At 71.8% G+C, this 15,842-nt stretch carries 16 protein-coding genes; 2 read left to right on the top strand and 14 right to left on the bottom strand.

From position 1 onward, the window contains the following. Positions 1 to 8: 8 nt before the first annotated feature. The 10 genes from pufL to F0L46_RS07295 form a co-directional block, all read right to left on the bottom strand. Positions 9 to 833: a photosynthetic reaction center subunit L gene (pufL, locus tag F0L46_RS07340; protein WP_149816404.1), complete on the bottom strand. Its 825-nt coding sequence runs from the start codon at positions 831 to 833 to the stop codon at positions 9 to 11. A 115-nt stretch (positions 834 to 948) separates the two neighbouring features. Continuing rightward, positions 949 to 1,125 carry a light-harvesting antenna LH1, alpha subunit gene (pufA, locus tag F0L46_RS07335; protein WP_149816403.1) on the bottom strand — a complete coding sequence of 59 codons (177 nt, stop codon included), beginning with the start codon at positions 1,123 to 1,125 and terminating at the stop codon, positions 949 to 951. 11 nt (positions 1,126 to 1,136) lie between these two features. Continuing rightward, complete coding sequence (pufB, locus tag F0L46_RS07330) at positions 1,137 to 1,391, bottom strand: light-harvesting antenna LH1, beta subunit (RefSeq protein WP_149816402.1); 255 nt, start codon at positions 1,389 to 1,391, stop codon at positions 1,137 to 1,139. Between the two features lie 153 nt (positions 1,392 to 1,544). After that, positions 1,545 to 1,790 carry a hypothetical protein gene (locus F0L46_RS07325; protein ID WP_149816401.1) on the bottom strand — a complete coding sequence of 82 codons (246 nt, stop codon included), beginning with the start codon at positions 1,788 to 1,790 and terminating at the stop codon, positions 1,545 to 1,547. After that, positions 1,787 to 3,238 (bottom strand): chlorophyllide a reductase subunit Z, encoded by a 1,452-nt coding sequence (gene bchZ / locus F0L46_RS07320; protein WP_149816400.1) that lies wholly within the window; start codon positions 3,236 to 3,238, stop codon positions 1,787 to 1,789. Before bchZ ends, F0L46_RS07325 begins: the two co-directional genes overlap by 4 nt. Next, the gene (gene bchY, locus F0L46_RS07315; RefSeq protein ID WP_149816399.1) at positions 3,238 to 4,764 is read right to left on the bottom strand and encodes a chlorophyllide a reductase subunit Y; all 1,527 of its coding nucleotides are present in this window, start codon (positions 4,762 to 4,764) and stop codon (positions 3,238 to 3,240) included. Before bchY ends, bchZ begins: the two co-directional genes overlap by 1 nt. A gap of 11 nt (positions 4,765 to 4,775) precedes the next feature. Then, a complete protein-coding gene (locus F0L46_RS07310; RefSeq protein WP_149816398.1) occupies positions 4,776 to 5,720 on the bottom strand; it encodes a chlorophyllide a reductase iron protein subunit X in 945 nt (314 codons plus the stop codon). Beyond that, a complete protein-coding gene (gene bchC, locus F0L46_RS07305; protein ID WP_149816397.1) occupies positions 5,717 to 6,652 on the bottom strand; it encodes a chlorophyll synthesis pathway protein BchC in 936 nt (311 codons plus the stop codon). The genes F0L46_RS07310 and bchC overlap by 4 nt, the downstream gene beginning before the upstream one ends. Positions 6,653 to 6,746: 94 nt before the next feature. Continuing rightward, positions 6,747 to 7,895 (bottom strand): methyltransferase, encoded by a 1,149-nt coding sequence (locus F0L46_RS07300; RefSeq protein ID WP_240539904.1) that lies wholly within the window; start codon positions 7,893 to 7,895, stop codon positions 6,747 to 6,749. Position 7,896: 1 nt separating this feature from the next. Next, a complete protein-coding gene (locus tag F0L46_RS07295) occupies positions 7,897 to 8,769 on the bottom strand; it encodes a polyprenyl synthetase family protein (RefSeq protein WP_149816396.1) in 873 nt (290 codons plus the stop codon). 106 nt (positions 8,770 to 8,875) lie between these two features. Between F0L46_RS07295 and crtD the strand changes: the two genes are divergently transcribed. After that, a complete protein-coding gene (crtD, locus tag F0L46_RS07290) occupies positions 8,876 to 10,435 on the top strand; it encodes a 1-hydroxycarotenoid 3,4-desaturase CrtD (RefSeq protein WP_149816395.1) in 1,560 nt (519 codons plus the stop codon). After that, positions 10,432 to 11,283, top strand: a complete 852-nt coding sequence (locus F0L46_RS07285; RefSeq protein ID WP_149816433.1) for a carotenoid 1,2-hydratase family protein — start codon at positions 10,432 to 10,434, stop codon at positions 11,281 to 11,283. The genes crtD and F0L46_RS07285 overlap by 4 nt, the downstream gene beginning before the upstream one ends. 114 nt (positions 11,284 to 11,397) lie before the next feature. On the opposite strand, the gene F0L46_RS07280 is transcribed toward F0L46_RS07285, so the two are convergent. From F0L46_RS07280 to bchO, 4 genes are read right to left on the bottom strand one after another with little or no spacing between them, the layout of a single operon-like run. Beyond that, complete coding sequence (locus F0L46_RS07280; RefSeq protein ID WP_149816394.1) at positions 11,398 to 12,435, bottom strand: phytoene/squalene synthase family protein; 1,038 nt, start codon at positions 12,433 to 12,435, stop codon at positions 11,398 to 11,400. Then, positions 12,416 to 13,936: a phytoene desaturase gene (locus F0L46_RS07275; RefSeq protein ID WP_149816432.1), complete on the bottom strand. Its 1,521-nt coding sequence runs from the start codon at positions 13,934 to 13,936 to the stop codon at positions 12,416 to 12,418. Before F0L46_RS07275 ends, F0L46_RS07280 begins: the two co-directional genes overlap by 20 nt. A gap of 58 nt (positions 13,937 to 13,994) precedes the next feature. After that, complete coding sequence (locus F0L46_RS07270) at positions 13,995 to 14,909, bottom strand: alpha/beta fold hydrolase (RefSeq protein ID WP_149816393.1); 915 nt, start codon at positions 14,907 to 14,909, stop codon at positions 13,995 to 13,997. Between the two features lie 50 nt (positions 14,910 to 14,959). Next, a complete protein-coding gene (gene bchO, locus F0L46_RS07265) occupies positions 14,960 to 15,841 on the bottom strand; it encodes an alpha/beta fold hydrolase BchO (RefSeq protein WP_149816392.1) in 882 nt (293 codons plus the stop codon). Between the last annotated feature and the right edge of the window lies 1 nt (position 15,842).

The raw sequence follows: 15,842 nt of genomic DNA, 5'->3' as shown, positions 1-15,842 counted from the left end.
GGGCCTCCTCAGCGCCAGATCGGAAGGTTGAGCCACCAGCCCCACCATTCGGGCCAGCCGCGGGTCCAGAACGGCCCGCTGATGATGATGCAGACCGCGCTCCAGAAGCCCGCCGAGAGGGCGAGGAACAGGCCGAGGCGGTGGATGCCCAGCGTGCCGATCGACCAGCCGATCAGGTCGCGGAAATAGGTGTTCTCGTGCTCGGCCGTCTTCACCTGCTGCCCGCCCGGCGGGTTCGCGGCGGAGAGCACCAGCGAGCCGTGGAGCGAGAGCGCGAAGGTCGTGGTGAAGAAGAACGTCACCGCGAGCATGTGGGCCGGGTTGTAGTGGAAGTGCAGGTACTGGTACCCGACGTTCGACACCCAATCGAGATGGCTGAAGATCCCGTAGGGAAAGCCGTGGCCCCAGGCGCCGAGCAGCACGGGGCGGATCACCACGAGGGCCACGTAGGCGAAGATCGCGACGCTGAAGGCGACGGGCACGTGGTAGCCCATGCCGAGCTTGCGGGAGATCTCGGCCTGGCGCAGGGCCCAGGACCCGAAGGCGCCGATGGCGCAGATCGTGATGAGCTGCCACAGCCCTCCTTCCTTCAGGGGGGCGAGGCCCAGCCCGTATTTCAGGTCGGGCGGATTGATGGTGATCTGCCAGATGCTCCAGGTGGGGCCGATCGAGGCGCCGTACACGATGAGAAGCGTGCCCAGGAGGGAGAAGAAGATCGTCGTGACACCGAAGAAGCCGACATAGAAGGGCCCGACCCAGAAATCGAAAAGGTCGCCGCCGATCAATGTCCCACCGCGGACGCGGTACTTCCTCTCGAAGTTGAGCATGGCCATGGCCTGCCTCCCGGGGCAGTTGCGTGGAGTCGAGCCGAGGGCTCGGACGAATGGCGGGCGGGACGTCGGGGAGCCGCCCCGCCCACGTGCTTCGGTAGGGTTCTGCCGGACCCGCCTAGCGCGGGGCCGCCGTGCCCTGCGATGTCAGCGTCGCGCCCCTGGGGCCTTCGAGCCAGTTGAACCGGTCCGTGCTGAGCAGGATGAAGTGGATCAGCAGGGCCAGGGTGAACAGGAAGGTGAACAGCGCGATCAGCGTACGGCGCGGATCGAAAAGCAGCCAAACTCGCCACATGTCGTGCCTCCTTAGGTGAAGAGTTGCTGCAGGGCCGCGAAAGCGCTACCGGCGCCGTCGATCATCGACGTGCCGTAGCCGCGGGGTCCGGGGAGCCACGGACGCCACATCCACACGAGGATGTGAGCCACCAACGCCACCGCGACGAAGCCGATGAAGCTCGTCATGAAGATGGTGTGGAATTCCTTGGCTTCCGCTTCGGTCAAGCCCGAGAGGGACACGTCCCTCCGGCCTCGTTCTTGTGACAGGACTGCAGGCTCGGCCATGCCCAGCCTCCTTCGTAGTTGACCTTTCGGCCATTACCGCGCGGGACCCCCGGCGGCCGGGTGCCGGAGCGGGGCTCCGGCGATTCACGCCGGCGGATGCCGGCGGGAACATCGCTTCCAGGCAGGCATGAGCCCGCCCGGAAATCTCTTCGCTCAGCCCATGAAGACGAGCGGGATGACACGGTCGGCGGTGGCCCAGGCCTCGCTCACGATGGAGCCGCGCGGCGCGCGGTCGGCGCGCAGGCGCCGGGGCACCAGGCGGGTCAGGGCCTCGCTGACGAGGAAGATGCCGAAGGCCACCACGTGCAGGCTCCGGTACTCGAGCGTCGGCGCCTTGCGGGCTGCGTGCGTGTGCAGGACGGACATGGTCGCGCCTCTCAAAGGGGTGGTCGGGGTCATGCGGGCATATCCTCCCGCAAGAGGGTGCGGGCCCGCCCGAGGACGGGGGCCGTGACGCTGTCCTCGCCCGCGCGGCGGGCCTCGCTCTCGGCGGCGTCGCGCAGGCGCTTGGCGGCGGAGATGCGCACGAGGATCGGGTAGTTCTCGACCAGCCGGTCCAGGGTCTCGCGCGCCTCGCGGTCCCAGGGCAGGGGCCGCTGGGGGCGCGAGGGGGTCGCCTCGACGCGGTCGAGGTCGGCGGCCATGGGCAGGATGTGGAAGAGGGCGTCGAAGAGGGCGTTGCAGACCTCCTGGACGATGTAGGTGGCGCCCGAGTAGCCCATGAAGGGCGTGCCCGTGTGCCGGCGGATGATCGCGCCCGGGAAGGAGGCCGGGATGTACATGCCCCGGCCGCCGGCCTCCGCGAGATACATGCGCTCGTTGAAGCTGCCGAAGAGCACGAGGGGCGGCTTGGTGCGCACGAGCGCCCGGATCGCCCCGTTGTCCGTCTTGGCGCCGGCCTTCCGGGCGACGCTGAAGGTGCAGGGCAGCCCCATCTCGTCGGCGAGGAACCGCCGCACGCCGCGCTCGTAGGTCTCGGATGCGACGATGGCGAAGCTCGCGGTCGCGAAGAAGTCCTGCGTCACCGACCGCCAGAGATCCCACAGGGGCTTGATGGTCGTGTGCTTCTCGCGCTCGATGAAGGGCTCGGGATCGAGTCCGAGGAGCTCGCCCAGGGTGCGCAGGAAGGCCGTCGTGGCATGCAGGCCGATCGGGGCATGGAGCCAGGGCCGCTCCATCGCCTCGCAGACCATGCGGCCGAACTCGCGATACATGCAGACGTTCACCTCGGCCTCCAGGAGGCGCGGGATGTCGGCGAGGTGCGAGCCCATGGGGAAGGTGAGGTTCACCTCCGCCCCGATGCCCTCGACGAGACGCCGGATCTCGGCGAGATCGGAGGGCGTGTTGAAGGTGCCGTAGATCGGGCCGACGATGTTGACCTTCGGCCGGGCGCCCTCGGCCCGCGCCTTGGGCGCCTTGATCTTCTTCGGCCCCCACTCGCGCAGGAGCCAGAGCATAGCGCGGTCGGCGCTCTGCCATTGGTCCTCGTCGATGGTGCGCGGCAGGAAGCGCTTGACGTTCGTGCCCTCGGGGGTGACGCCGCCGCCGATCATCTCGGCGATGGAGCCCGTGACCACGACGGCCGGCAGGTCGGGATCGAGGACCGCGCGGGCGCGGCGCATGGCGCCCTCCGTCCCGTGCTGGCCGAGCTCGTCCTCGGAGAGACCCGTGACGACGACGGGCAGCTCGTGCGGGGGCAGCGCGTCGGTGTAGTGCAGCACCGCCGTGACCGGCAGGTTCTCGCAGCCCACCGGCCCGTCGATGACGACCTGGAGGCCCTTCACCGCGGTGAAGGCGTAGACGGCGCCCCAATATCCGCCCGCGCGGTCGTGGTCGAGGACGAGCATTACATCATCTCCTCGGACTTGCGGGCCTTGGCGGCGGCTTCCATGCGGCGGCGGTTCTGCTCGCGAAAGCCCGGGCGCTCCATGGGCTGCTGCGCCCACACGCCGGCCGTGTCGCCTTCGCCCACGCCCTCGAAGAAGCCGCGCATCCGGTCGAAGCGCCCCTTGCCCTCGATCGCCGCGTTGACGACCTGAGCGAGCGAGCCGGCGCCCGCGGGCCCGAACAGGGGGCGGGCCGAGATGAGGTTGGTGAAGTAGAGCGAGGGCGTACCCTGGGCCTTGGCCTTCTGCACGAGCGGCGTGGTGCCGACGGCGAGGTCGGGCTCGAAGGCGGCCATGGCGGCCAGATCCTGCTCGAGCGAGGCGCGGAACTGGACGTGGACGCCTCTCGCCTCGAGCCAGTCCCGGTCGACCCCCGAGACGCGCGTCGCCGGGCAGGCCGTGCCCACATAGGGCACCTCCGCGCCGCTCTCCATCAGGAGGCGCGCCACGAGAAGCTCGGAGCCCTCGTAGCCCGACACCGTGACCCGGCCCTTGATGGGACGCGCCGCGAGCGCGTCGCGGATCGCGGGAAGGACGGCGTTCTTCGCGTCGTCGATCCGCCGGCGGGGCACGTTGCAGGCCTCGCCGATGGCGTCGAGCCAGGCGGCGGTGCCCTCGCAGCCCACGGGGCCCGAGCCCACGACGGCGCGGCCCGCGGCCTCGAACTCCCGGAAGGACGCCGTGTAGAAGGGGTGGATGCCCGCGATCACCGCCCCGTCGAGGGCGGCATAGAGCTCGCGCCATTCGCGGGTCGGGACGACAGGCCCGGCCGCAAGCCCCATGGGCTCCAGCATGGCGCCGATGCCGACGGGATCGGCGGGGAACATCTCGCCCACCAGCGTGACGGTCGGGCGGTCGCTCCGTCCGGTCCGGGGCGCCGCGACGGGGCCGCTCTCGGCCTCCTGGCGGGCGTAGCGCAGCATGGCGCCGGCGAGCACGTCCTTGGCTTCCGCGTGGGTCGGGACGCCGAAGCCCGGCACGTCGATGCCGACGATGCGCACGCCGTTGATGGCCTTGGGCAGGATCTGGAGCGGCACGCCCGAGGCGGTCGGCACGCAGAGATTCGTCACGACGATCGCATCGTAGAGATCGGGATCGGCCATCTCGTGCACCGCGTCCCGGATGTCCTCGAACAGCTTGCCCGTGACGAGGGATTCCGAGTTGAACGGCACGTAGCCGACCGAGCGCTTGGCGCCGTAGAAATGCGACGTGAAGGTGAGGCCGTAGACGCAGCAGGCCGAGCCCGAGAGGATCGTCGCCGTGCGCCGCATGCGAAGCCCGACCCGCAGCGACCCGAAGGCGGGACACATGCTCTGCGGCTGGTCGTGCGGGCCCTTGGGGTAGTCGGCCGCGTAGCGCTCCAGGATCTCGGACTTGCCGGCGGCCTGCGCCGCGCGGTGCATCTCGTCCGCGCCCGCATGGCAGCCCGAGCCGGCCTCGTGCCCGGCGGGCTGCGCCGGGGGACGGTCGATGAGGGTCGTGGTCATGGCCTCTCCCCTCACGCGTCGTAGACGACTTCGAGGGAGGGCTTCGCCAGCGCCGAGGCGCCGCACATGTCGGCGAGCGTCGCGGGCTCGAGCACCACGCCGCGTCCGACCGCCTCGCCCTTGAACAAGCCGAGGAGGCCGTCCTGGTCGAGGGGCTTGGGGCGCAGGGGCGGCGCGAGCGCGACGGCCTCGGCGAGGGCTGCGAAGAGCGGGCCCCAGCGGCCGTCGGGGGTGCCGACGATCTCGTAGTTCGCGCTCTTGCGGCGGATGTCCTCGTCGGCGGGGATCGCGGCGAGGATCGGGATGCCGGCCGCCTGGGCGAAGGCCTGCGCCTCGCCCGTGCCGTCGTCCTTGTTGATCACCATGCCGGCGACGCCGACATTGCCGCCGAGCTTGCGGAAATAGTCCACCGCCGAGCAGACGTTGTTGGCGACGTAGAGGGACTGGAGGTCGTTCGAGCCGACGACGATCACCTTCTGGCACATGTCGCGGGCGATCGGCAGGCCGAAGCCGCCGCACACCACGTCGCCGAGGAAGTCGAGGAGGACGTAGTCGAAGCCCCAGTCGTGGAAGCCGAGCTTCTCGAGGAGCTCGAAGCCGTGGATGATCCCGCGCCCGCCGCAGCCGCGGCCGACCTCGGGACCGCCGAGCTCCATGGCGAAGACGCCGTCGCGCTTGAAGCAGACGTCCTCGACGCGGATGTCCTCGCCGGCGAGCTTCTTCTTCGAGGAGGTCTCGATGATCGTCGGGCAGGCGCGCCCGCCGAAGAGGAGCGAGGTGGTGTCGCTCTTCGGGTCGCAGCCGATGAGGAGCACCTTCTTGCCCTGCTGGGCCATCATGTAGGACAGGTTGGCGAGGGCGAAGCTCTTGCCGATACCGCCCTTGCCATAAATCGCGATGATCTGGGTGGTCTTGGCCGGGGGCGGCGTCGGGTCGACGGGCGCGTGGGCGTTCATTGGAGGTCTCTCCAGTCCAGGATCATCTTCAGGCAGGCGGGATCGCCGAAGGCGGTGCGGTAGGCGTCGGGCGCGCGGCCCGCGGGCTCGACGTCGGTGACGAGCCCGTCCAGGGACAGGCTGCCGTCGGCGACGAGAGCGGTGACGGCGGCGAGGTCGGCGGGCTTCCATTCGGCCGCGATCCGGATCGCCGCCTCGCGCATGAAGGCCGGCGGGAAGGCGAAGGAGAGCGGCTCGGCGTAGAAACCGGCGAGCACCACCGCCCCGCCCGGCGCGAGCCGTGCGATCAGGGTGTCGAGCAGGCCGGAATCGCCGGACACGTCGACGATACGGGGGTAGTCGCGGCGGTCGTCGTCCTCGGGCCGGACGACGGCGTAGGCCTCGCCGGGGGAGCGCCGGCGCTCCTCGCGTTCCCAGACCACCGGACGGCCGCCCCGGGCGACCGCGAGGCGGGCCAGCAGGCGGCCGAGCACGCCGTGCCCGACGATGAGGTCCGGCGCGCCGCCCGCGATCGCAAGGGCATGGTGCGCGGTCGCGGCGAGGGCGAGAAGCGTCGCCTCGGCTTCGATGCCGTGGGGCACGCGGGCGACCCGGGCCGCCGGGACGACGAGCCGCGCGGCGGACGCGCCGAAGAGGCAGCGCGCCTCCGGAAAGCAATGGGCGCCGGGAACGAAGACCCGGTCGCCGTCGGACAGGCCGTTCGCGCCGCCGTGGGACCGAACCCGGCCCACCGCCTCGTAACCCGGCACCAGAGGATAGCCGAGGCCCGGAAAGCTCGGCATGCGTCCGAGATAGAGCAAGCGCTCGGTGCCGGTGCTGATCCCGCTCCACTCGACGTCCACGACGACGTCCTCGGGGCCGGCCGCCGCCAGGGCGAGCCGGTCGAGCCTGAGGCGCTCGGGAGCTTCGAAGATGACGGCGTGGGTGTCCATCGCGGCCTCGGGCACGACCGCCGGAGCGGGGTCGCTGGATGTAAGCCTAGGCTTACTTTGATATGTGTCAATCTCAATTGACGACTGTCGACGTCTAATGCGCCGTCGCGACGAGGAGGCCGGTGAGGAGCGGCATCGCGGTGCGCACCCGGCGCACGGGGCCGAACCCCGCCTGGGCCAGCAAATCGGTGAGTTCGGCGGCGCTGCGCAGGCGCCCGGTGCCGAGCGCATGCAGATAGACGGCGAAATAGGCATCGAGCGTGCCGAGGCCGGGCGTGCCGGCCATGGGCTCGGCGAGGAGGAGCGTTCCGTCTTCGGGCAGGGCCGCCCGGATGGCGCGCAGCAGTCCCAGCACCACGGCGTCGTCGTGATCGTGGGCGATTCGAACCAAAGAGATCACGTCGGCACCCCTGGGGAGCGGATCACGGGTGAAGTCGCCCTCATGGATGGCAACCGCCCCTGCCCCGGCTTCGGGCAGCACCGCCCGCGCCTTCGCGGCGACGGCCGGCAGGTCGAAGAGCATCAGCCCGAGCTGGGGCGCCCGTTCCCGTACCGCGGCGAGGAAGGCCCCTCCCCCGCCGCCCACGTCGAGAAGCGTGCGGTGACGGCCGAGGGGATAGGCGTCGAGGACCTGGCGCGCCACGAGGGGCTGGGAGGCGGCCATCAGCTCGGTATAGGGACCCGTCCGGGCCTCGGGCAGCTCGCCGGGCGTCGCGGCTTCGGCGTAGCCCCAATAGCGCGCAAGGCTCCCCCCGCCCCGGCCGCGGCTGAAGGCGGCCACCGGATCGGCGAGGTCGTCGTAGAGCAGCGGGTGATGCTCGATCATCGCGAGGGCCGCCGGGTTGCCCAGAAGGGCTGCGCCCAGCGTCCCGAGCCCCAGAGCGCCGCCCCGCCGGCGCAGGAGGCGCAGGCCCACGGCCGCCTCGAGGAGCCGCCGCCCGGCCTCGGGCGGTAGCCCGGCGCGGGCGCACAGGATCTCGGCGGGCAGCGGCTCGGCACGAACCATGTCGAGGAGGCGCAGGCGAACGCAGGCGAGGAGAACCTGCGAGTGGATGAAGCCGCCCGCGAGGTCGAACAGCTCCTTGGCCCGGCGCCGGGCGATCGGGCGCGTCAACCAGAAGGTCTGGGCGAAGGCCTGGAACCGCGGGTTCGCGACGAGGCGATCGTGCCAGTCATAAGCCCGGTCAAGGAGGGAGGGCCCGCCGTTGCTGCGGCGCTCGGGCATCACGCCGTCGGCACCCATGTCAGGCCGCCACGCGGGTCGCGAGGCTCGTGGGAACGAAGCGCTTGGCCTGCGCCCCGATCAGGGCGCGAAGCTCCGCGCTGCCGTCGCAATCCGGGATCGAGTCGAGAGCCTCGGCCACAAGGCCGCGCAGGTGCCGCACAGCCCCGTCGAGGCCCAGGCGATGCACGGCGTTGGCGCGGCCATGGGCTGCGTCCTGCCCCACGGGCTTGCCGAGCGCTTCCGCGTCGGAGGCGACGTCGTGAAGGTCGTCGGCCACCTGGTAGGCCTCCCCGAGACGTTCGCCGAGCAGCGACCAGGCATCGGCGGTGCCGGCGGCCGCGACGGCGCCCGCAAGGGTCGCGGCGGTGAAGAGCGCGCCCGTCTTGGCCCGGTGATAGGTCGAGAGATCGAGGGACGGCTCGCATTCCCAGGCCTGCCCCGCGACGATCCCATGGGGCATGCCCGTCGCCGCCGCGATGGTGGCGAGAAGGCGCGGCAAGCGGTCGGGGGCGGCGAAGCCCGCCCGTCCCAGGGTCTCGAAGGCGAGCACGATGAGGGCGTCGCCCGCGAGCACCGCGAGCGGCTCCCCGAAGGCCGCGTGAACCGAGGGCCGCCCGCGCCGGGTGGCGGCGTCGTCGAAGCAAGGCAGGTCGTCGTGGACGAGGGACGCGCAGTGCAGGAACTCGATGGCTGCCGCCGCAGCGTCCGCGAGCTCGGGCCGGTCGTCGCCGCAGGCGCGGGCCACCGCGAGGCACAGCATCGGGCGCACCCGCGCGCCGCCGGGAAAGACCGCGTGGCGCAACGCGGCACCCAGGCGCGGCGGCGCGCCGGCCGCCTCGGCGCGGGTGATCGCGTCCTGGAGCGCTCGCTCGATCCGGGGCATGGCGGTCATGGACCTCTCCCTTGTCCTGCGTCGGATCGTCCGACGTCCTTGACTGTCAGTTCAGGTTGACAGAGCTTGGTGTCATGTCAACGCGTTTGTGCGGGAGGTCCGGGCTTTGAGCGAGCGGCGCGTCGTGGTGATCGGAGCAGGGATGGCGGGTCTCGTAGCCACGCTGTCGCTCGCCGCGCGTGGCGTCGCGGTCACGTGCCTTGAGCGGGCCGCCGCGCCGGGCGGCAAGATGCGCGAGGTGACCGTCGACGGCGTACCGATCGATTCGGGGCCCACCGTTCTGACCATGCGCTGGGTGTTCGAGGCGATTCTCGCCGATCTCGGCCTCAAGCTGTCCGACCACGTGACCCTGACGCGGGCCCAGATCCTGGCGCGCCATTCCTGGGATGGCGGCGCCGGGCTCGACCTCTTCGCGGACCGGGACCGCTCGCGGGACGCGATCGGCGCCTTCGCCGGCGCGGAGGAGGCCCGGGGCTACGAGCGGTTCTGCGCCGACGCGCGGCGGATCTACGAGACCCTGCGCGGCCCCTTCATCGAGGCGCCCTCCCCGAGCCTGCCGCGCCTCGTCGCGGCGCACGGGATCGGCGGCCTACCCGATCTTCTCGCGATCCGCCCCTTCACGGGGCTGTGGTCGGCGCTCGGCGGCTATTTTCGCGATCCACGCCTGCGCCAGCTCTTCGGCCGCTACGCCACCTATTGCGGCTCCTCGCCCTTCCGCGCGCCCGCGACCCTCATGCTCGTGGCGCATGTCGAGAACGAGGGCGTGTCCTATGTCGAGGGCGGCATGCACCGGCTCGCGCAGGCGCTGGCCGGGCTGGCCCAGGCGCGGGGCGCGCGGCTGCGCTATGGCACGGAGGTGCGCTCCATCGACGTCGTCGGCGGACGGGTCGCGGGCGTCACGCTCGCGGACGGCGAGCGGATCGCCTGCGACGCGGTGGTCGCGGCGGGGGACGTCGCGGGCGTCGCGGCGGGCCTGCTGGGCGAGCGCCCCCGCCGTGCCGTGCCCCGGCTCCCCCGGTCGGCGCGCTCGCTGTCGGCCCTCACCTGGTCGATGCGGGCCACGGCCGGCGGCTTCCCGCTCGTGCGCCACAACGTGTTCTTCTCGCGCGACTACGCGGCCGAGTTCGACGACATCGATCGCGCCGGGCGGCTGCCGGGCGAACCCACCGTTTATGTCTGCGCCCAGGACCGCACCGACGAGGCGGCGGCCTCCGGTCCCGAGCGCCTGTTCTGCCTCGTCAACGCCCCCGCCCGGGCCGACGAGGCCCCCCTTACGCCCGAGGAGATCGAGCGATGCCGGATCAGCACCTTCGCCTTGTTGGCCAGGCAGGGCCTGAGCTTGGAGCACAAGCCGGAGGCCACCGTGACGACGGGCCCGGCGGAGTTCGCGCGCCTGTTCCCGGGGACCGGGGGAGCCCTGTACGGTCGCGCCTCGCACGGATGGAGAGCTTCGTTCCAGCGTCCGGGCTCGCGCACCCGGCTGCCGGGGCTCTATCTCGCGGGCGGGAGCGTGCATCCGGGGCCGGGAGTGCCGATGGCGGCGCTGTCGGGCCGGTCGGCCGCGTCCTCCATCCTGGCCGACTTCGCTTCGACGAGCCGGTTCCCCCGAACGGCTATGTCTGGTGGTACCTCGACGCCCTCAGCGACGACGGGCGGCACGGGCTGACGATCATCGCCTTCATCGGCAGCGTCTTCTCGCCCTATTACGCCGCCGCCCGCGCGCGAGGCCCCGCCGACCCGCAGCGCTTCTGCGCCATGAACGCCGTGATCTACGGACCGGGCGGGCGCTTCTCGCTCACCGAGCGCGGGGCGGGCGCGTTGCGCCGGGACGAGCGCTCGCTCTCGATCGGGCGTAGCCAGATGTCGTTCGACGGCACGAACGTGACCGTCGACATCGACGAGATCGCGGCTCCGATCCCGCAACGCGTGCGGGGCCGGGTGCGCCTCACGCCGTCGGGCTTCACGCCGGGTCCCTTCGCTCTCGATGCCGCGGGCCGGCAACGCTGGTGGCCCATTGCGCCGGCCTCGCGGGCCGAGGTCGCGTTCGATTCGCCCGGCCTGTCCTGGCGCGGCGCGGCCTATTTCGACACCAATGCCGGGGACCGGCCCCTGGAGGACGATTTCTCCACGTGGTGGTGGTGCCGCGCGCCCCTGCCCAGCGGCGACGCGGGCGTGATCTACGAGGTGGAGCGCCGCGACGGGACGGGGCAGCTCCTGTCGCTCGCGATCTCGCCCGGCGGAGAGGTGGAGCATCGGGAGGCGCCGCCGCCGACCGCCCTGCCGCCCGGCAGGATCTGGCGCGTGGCGCGGCCCACCCGCTGCGACGCGGGCGCGACCCCGCGCGTCCTGCGCACCTTCGAGGACACCCCGTTCTACACGCGGTCGGAGATCGAGACGCGGCTCTTCGGCGAACGGACCCGAGCGGTGCACGAGAGCCTGTCCATGACCCGCTTCACGCGGCCCTGGGTGCGGATGCTGCTCCCGTTCCGCATGCCCCGCGTGCCCTGGAGTTGACGGCGCGGACTACTTGTTCCGCTTGAGGCGAACGAGATCCCAGATCGCCCAGGCGAGCACGACGCCGAAGACCAGGACGAGCTCGATGATGGCCGCGGTGCCGTCCATGGCGCGTCACCCGCTCAAGGGGCCGCGCTCGACTCGTTCGAGGCGCTCGAACAGAGCCAGCAGGCGGAGGAAGGAACCGGGCTCGCCGCGTGCGGCCGGCGCATGCAGGCCCGACACGGCATCCACGATGAAGCGGGTCTGGGCGAGTGCCGGAATCGAGCGCGGCGCGCGCTGGGGAACGGCGGCGGCGGCGGCGCGGGCGAGGATCTGGGCCTTGCGCGCGGCCGGCACCACGGCGCGGGCCGTCACCGAGTCGCAGCCGCGCCGCTCCACCTCGCGCCCGATCTCCCGGTAGAGCAGGCGCGCGGCCTCGATACCGGGCCGGCAGGCCGGCGGCAGCTCGGCGACGCCGCCCGCCGCACGCTCGTAGAGGCCCTCAGCCGCCACGAGGAGGCCGCGCACGACGCCGGCCAGCGCAGGGCTCGGGCGCGGGTCGGCCAGGAAGGCGTCGGGCTCGATGCCTGCGGCCCGCAGGTCGGCGAGCGGCATGTAGATCCGGCCCATGCGCGCGTCCTCGCCGACGTCCCGGGCGATATTGGTGAGCTGCATCGCGACCCCGAGGTCGCAGGCCCGTGCCAGCACCTCGGGCTCGCGGCGCCCCATGACGAGCGTCATCATCGCCCCCACCGTGCCCGCGACCCGGGCCGCGTAGGCGTGGAGGTCCCCCAGGGTCTCGTAGCGGCGCCCCTCGGCATCCCAGGCGAGCCCTTCGATCAGGCCCTCGGGAAGCGCCCAGGGGACGGCGTGGGCCGCGATCATGCGCGCGAAGGCGCGGTCGACGGGGTGATCCTCGGGGCGCCCGTTCCGGCACCGGTCGAGGCGGGTCCGCAGATGGGCCAGCGCGGCGCGCGGGTCGCCGCCGCCGTCGACGGCGTCGTCCGCGACGCGGCAGAAGGCGTAGAGGGCGGTCGCGGGCTCGCGGACGGCGCGCGGCAGGAGGCGGCCCGCCGCGTGGAAGCTGCGCGAGCCCACCCGCAGGAGATCGGCGCAGGCCGACATGTCCGCCCGCGCGGCGGCGCGCTCCTCAGGCGAGCTCGTGAACATGGGGCACCACCTCGTCGAGGATGCGGGCGGAGGAGAGGACGCCGGGAAGGCCGGCGCCGGGATGGGTGCCGGCGCCGACGAGGTAGAGCCCGTCCACCTCCTCGGACCGGTTGTGCGGTCGGAACCAGGCGCTCTGGCTCATGATGGGTTCGAGCCCGAAGCCGGACCCGCGGAACGACAGGTATCGGCGCTCGAAATCGGCCGGCGTCGCGAGCGCGGAGGTCACGAGGCTCGCCTCCAGGCCGGGCATCACGGTGGCCTCGAGGTGGCGCATGATCGCCTGCCGATAGGGCTCCGCCTGCCGCTCCCAGTCGATGTCGCCGCCAAGATTCGGCACGGGCGAGAGCACATAGAATCCATCGTGCCTGGGAGGCGCCAGCGCCGGGTCTGTGGCCGTCGGGCGGTGGAGATAGAGGCTGAAATCCTCGGCCAGCACCTTGCGGCGGAAGATGTCGTCGAGCAGGCCCCGGTAGCGCGGCCCGAGCAGGATCGTATGATGGGCGACGTCCGGGTAGCGGCGCTTCGTGCCAAAATACCAGACGAACAGGCCCATGGAATAATGCGAGCGCTCCAGGCGCCGGTCGGTCCAGCGCCGGCGCAGATGCGCCGGCACGAGATGGCGGTAGGTCCAGGCGCTGTCGGCGTTCGAGACCACGATGTCGGCCGGCAGGATCTCGCCCGTGGCGAGCCGCACGCCCGTGGCGCGCCGGCCCTCCGTCGTGATCTCGGCGACCTCCGCCCCGCAGCGCACCCGGTTGCCCTGCCCCTGGATCAGCCCGACGAGGCCCTTCACGAGGGAGCCCGTCCCGCCCATGGCGAAGTGCACGCCCCAGTGCTTCTCGAGATGCGCGATGAGCCCGTAGACGGCGGTGGCGCGGAAGGGATGCCCACCGATGAGCAGCGGGTGGAAGCTGAACACCGTGCGCAGGCGCGGATCGCGAAAGAAGGTCGAGACGAGGCCGTGAACCGAGCGCCACCCCTGCAGGCGCAGGAGGTCCGGAGCGATCCGGGCCATCTTGCCGAGGGAGCCGAAGGGCACGTGGCCGAGCTCCTCGAACCCGACGCGGCAGATCTCCCGGCTCAGGGCCATGAAGCGGTCGTAGCCCGCAACGTCGCGCGGCGAGAGCCGCGCCACCTCGGCCCGCATGGCATCCGGGTCACCGGAATAGGCGAAGGTCTCGCCGTCGTGGAAGCGGATGCGGTAGAACGGGTCGACGGGAACGAGGGTGACGTCGTCGGCCATGCGCCGGCCGCACAGGCTCCACAGCTCCTCGAACAGGAAGGGCGCCGTGATCACGGTCGGCCCCGCATCGAAGGTGAAGCCGTCCTGCCGGATCACGCCGGCCCGCCCGCCGGGCTCCGGCAGGCGCTCCAGCACCGTGACGCGGTAGCCGCGCGCGCCGAGCCGCACGGCCGCCGCGAGCCCGCCGAAGCCGCTGCCGATCACGATCGCATGTGGTTGCGCGAAACCGATCTGGGGGGGAGGCGTCAGGATGTTCATCGCCGTGGAGTGTAACACGACGTTGACACATGGGAAGCGCCTGCTTGCCTGACGCCTTCTAAAAAGCGACGGCCGGCTGGGGCTGGCCCGAGCGGGCGAGGAACGCCTCGTAGGCCGACAGGAGCGGCTTCAGCTGCTCGAAATGGACCATCGCGCCGGCGTCGAAGGCCTGAAAATCCCAGTTCGCGCGCGCGCGGGCCCAATCGGCCTCGCTGAAATCCTTGAAGTCGCCGCGCGTGGCATGGAGCACGCAGACGGGGAGCGTCAGGGCCTCGTAGATGGTGCGGATGTCGCGGGCGAACAGGCGCCCCGAGACGAAGGCGTAGGGCGCGTTCTCGGCGCCGGGCTGGTGCGAGGTCGCGTAGTCGTAATCGAGGAGGTCGCGGCCGAAATTGTCCGAGCCGAAGGTTCGCTTCAGGAAGAAAGCGATGGAACGCCGGCTCACCAGAAGGTTGAAGAGCCCCGTATGCCAGGGCGGGGCCGTGAGCGCCTTGTAGAGCCCAGGGATCTCGCGGGAGGAGCCGGTCTGCCCCCGGCGCGTCGAGGAGCCGCGCTCGAAGCCGGTCGGCGTGATCATGGCGAGCGTGCGGAACGCCGCCGGGCGCTCCACCGCGGCGCGGCCCAGGAACTCGCTCGACAGGGAGAGCGCCACGGCGTCGATGGCGCCCTCGCCCTCGTCGTGGGCGATCACGTCGAGCATGTCGTGGATCGCGTCGGTGTAGAGGCGGATCGTGTAGTCGCGGTTCGAGCGGTCGGAGAAGCCGAAGCCCGGCAGGTCCGGCACATAGACCTTGCGGCCCTGGAGGGCATGGGCGAGCGGGCGCATCTCGTAGGCAGACGCGGCGGCGTTGATGCTGTGGATGAGCAGGATCGGCTCGCCCTCGCCCCGGACGTAATAGCTCAGGGGGCCCGAGCGGCGCAGGGTCGTCGTGCGCTCGCCGTCGATGGCGGGCGGCAGGGTGGGATGGGACATGGTCGTTCTCCTCGAGGGCCCACGCTGCCGTCGCACGGCATCGCTTCCCCCTAACGCGCCAACACCCCCACCTGGTTCGCGAAAGCCTGAATGAGATCGACGATCGCTTCCGGCCGCTCCTCGTGCGCGAGGTGGCCCAGGCCGCGAACATAAGTGACCGTCGAGGCGGGCAGGAGCTCGCGGACCCGCTCCGCCTCCTCGGGCGGCACCGCGCGGTCGTTGCCGCCGATGATCTGGTAGAAGGGGGGCCTCAGCCCCGGCATGGCGGCCGCCAGCGCGTCGAGGTCCCAGTTCGCCATCATGTCGAGGGCGCCGCGCACGTGCGCCGGGCTCGCGACCACGCGGGCGTAGAGATCGACGCCGAGCGCGTCGATCTCGGAACCGGTGTTGCCGATCATGCGCTTGGCGCCGCGCCGGTCGAGTGTGGCCGAGACCATCCGGGGCACCAAGGGATTGAGGGCCATGAGCTTCGCGAGCGGCGCGAAGACACGGGCCGCGACGCCCCGGAACGGCAGGAGCGCGGGATTGATCCCGACGAGGCCCGCGGGATGGATCAGCCCGTCGAGGCTCATGCGGATGAGCACCGCGGCGCCCGCCGAATGGCCGATGGCGAGGGCAGGCTGGACACCGAGGGTCCCCATAAGCGCCCCGACCGCCTGCGAGAAGGAGGACAGGCTGACGGCGTTCGGCAGCGGGTCGGTGAAGCCATGGCCGGGCAGATCGGGGGCGATCACGTCGAAATGGCGGGCGAGGAGCGGCGCGACGTCGCGCCAGGAATGGGTGGCGGCGCCTGTCCCGTGGACGAGCAGGATCGTGGGCCCCTGCCCCGTCCGCTGCACGTGCCAGGTCATGCCCGCGGCTTCCACGAAGCGGCTTGCGGCGCGGTTCGGCCAGTCGCGGCCGTCCTCCTCCCAGGAGAGGCGCTGGGGCATG

Origin of the sequence: Salinarimonas soli (genome assembly GCF_008386575.1) — a bacterium.
Taxonomy (GTDB): domain Bacteria; phylum Pseudomonadota; class Alphaproteobacteria; order Rhizobiales; family Beijerinckiaceae; genus Salinarimonas_A; species Salinarimonas_A soli.
The sequence above is the reverse complement of the archived record's forward strand: the minus strand, read 5'-3'. Positions and strand labels throughout refer to the sequence as shown.

Bases quoted from the DNA above. Each gene is read 5' to 3' on its own strand.
- pufL (WP_149816404.1), bottom strand. From the start codon at position 833: ATGGCCATGCTCAACTTCGAGAGGAAGTACCGCGTCCGCGGTGGGACA.
- pufA (WP_149816403.1), bottom strand. From the start codon at position 1,125: ATGTGGCGAGTTTGGCTGCTTTTCGATCCGCGCCGTACGCTGATCGCG.
- pufB (WP_149816402.1), bottom strand. From the start codon at position 1,391: ATGGCCGAGCCTGCAGTCCTGTCACAAGAACGAGGCCGGAGGGACGTG.
- F0L46_RS07325 (WP_149816401.1), bottom strand. From the start codon at position 1,790: ATGACCCCGACCACCCCTTTGAGAGGCGCGACCATGTCCGTCCTGCAC.
- bchZ (WP_149816400.1), bottom strand. From the start codon at position 3,238: ATGCTCGTCCTCGACCACGACCGCGCGGGCGGATATTGGGGCGCCGTC.
- bchY (WP_149816399.1), bottom strand. From the start codon at position 4,764: ATGACCACGACCCTCATCGACCGTCCCCCGGCGCAGCCCGCCGGGCAC.
- F0L46_RS07310 (WP_149816398.1), bottom strand. From the start codon at position 5,720: ATGAACGCCCACGCGCCCGTCGACCCGACGCCGCCCCCGGCCAAGACC.
- bchC (WP_149816397.1), bottom strand. From the start codon at position 6,652: ATGGACACCCACGCCGTCATCTTCGAAGCTCCCGAGCGCCTCAGGCTC.
- F0L46_RS07300 (WP_240539904.1), bottom strand. From the start codon at position 7,895: ATGGGTGCCGACGGCGTGATGCCCGAGCGCCGCAGCAACGGCGGGCCC.
- F0L46_RS07295 (WP_149816396.1), bottom strand. From the start codon at position 8,769: ATGACCGCCATGCCCCGGATCGAGCGAGCGCTCCAGGACGCGATCACC.
- F0L46_RS07280 (WP_149816394.1), bottom strand. From the start codon at position 12,435: ATGTTCACGAGCTCGCCTGAGGAGCGCGCCGCCGCGCGGGCGGACATG.
- F0L46_RS07275 (WP_149816432.1), bottom strand. From the start codon at position 13,936: ATGAACATCCTGACGCCTCCCCCCCAGATCGGTTTCGCGCAACCACAT.
- F0L46_RS07270 (WP_149816393.1), bottom strand. From the start codon at position 14,909: ATGTCCCATCCCACCCTGCCGCCCGCCATCGACGGCGAGCGCACGACG.
- bchO (WP_149816392.1), bottom strand. From the start codon at position 15,841: ATGCCCCAGCGCCTCTCCTGGGAGGAGGACGGCCGCGACTGGCCGAAC.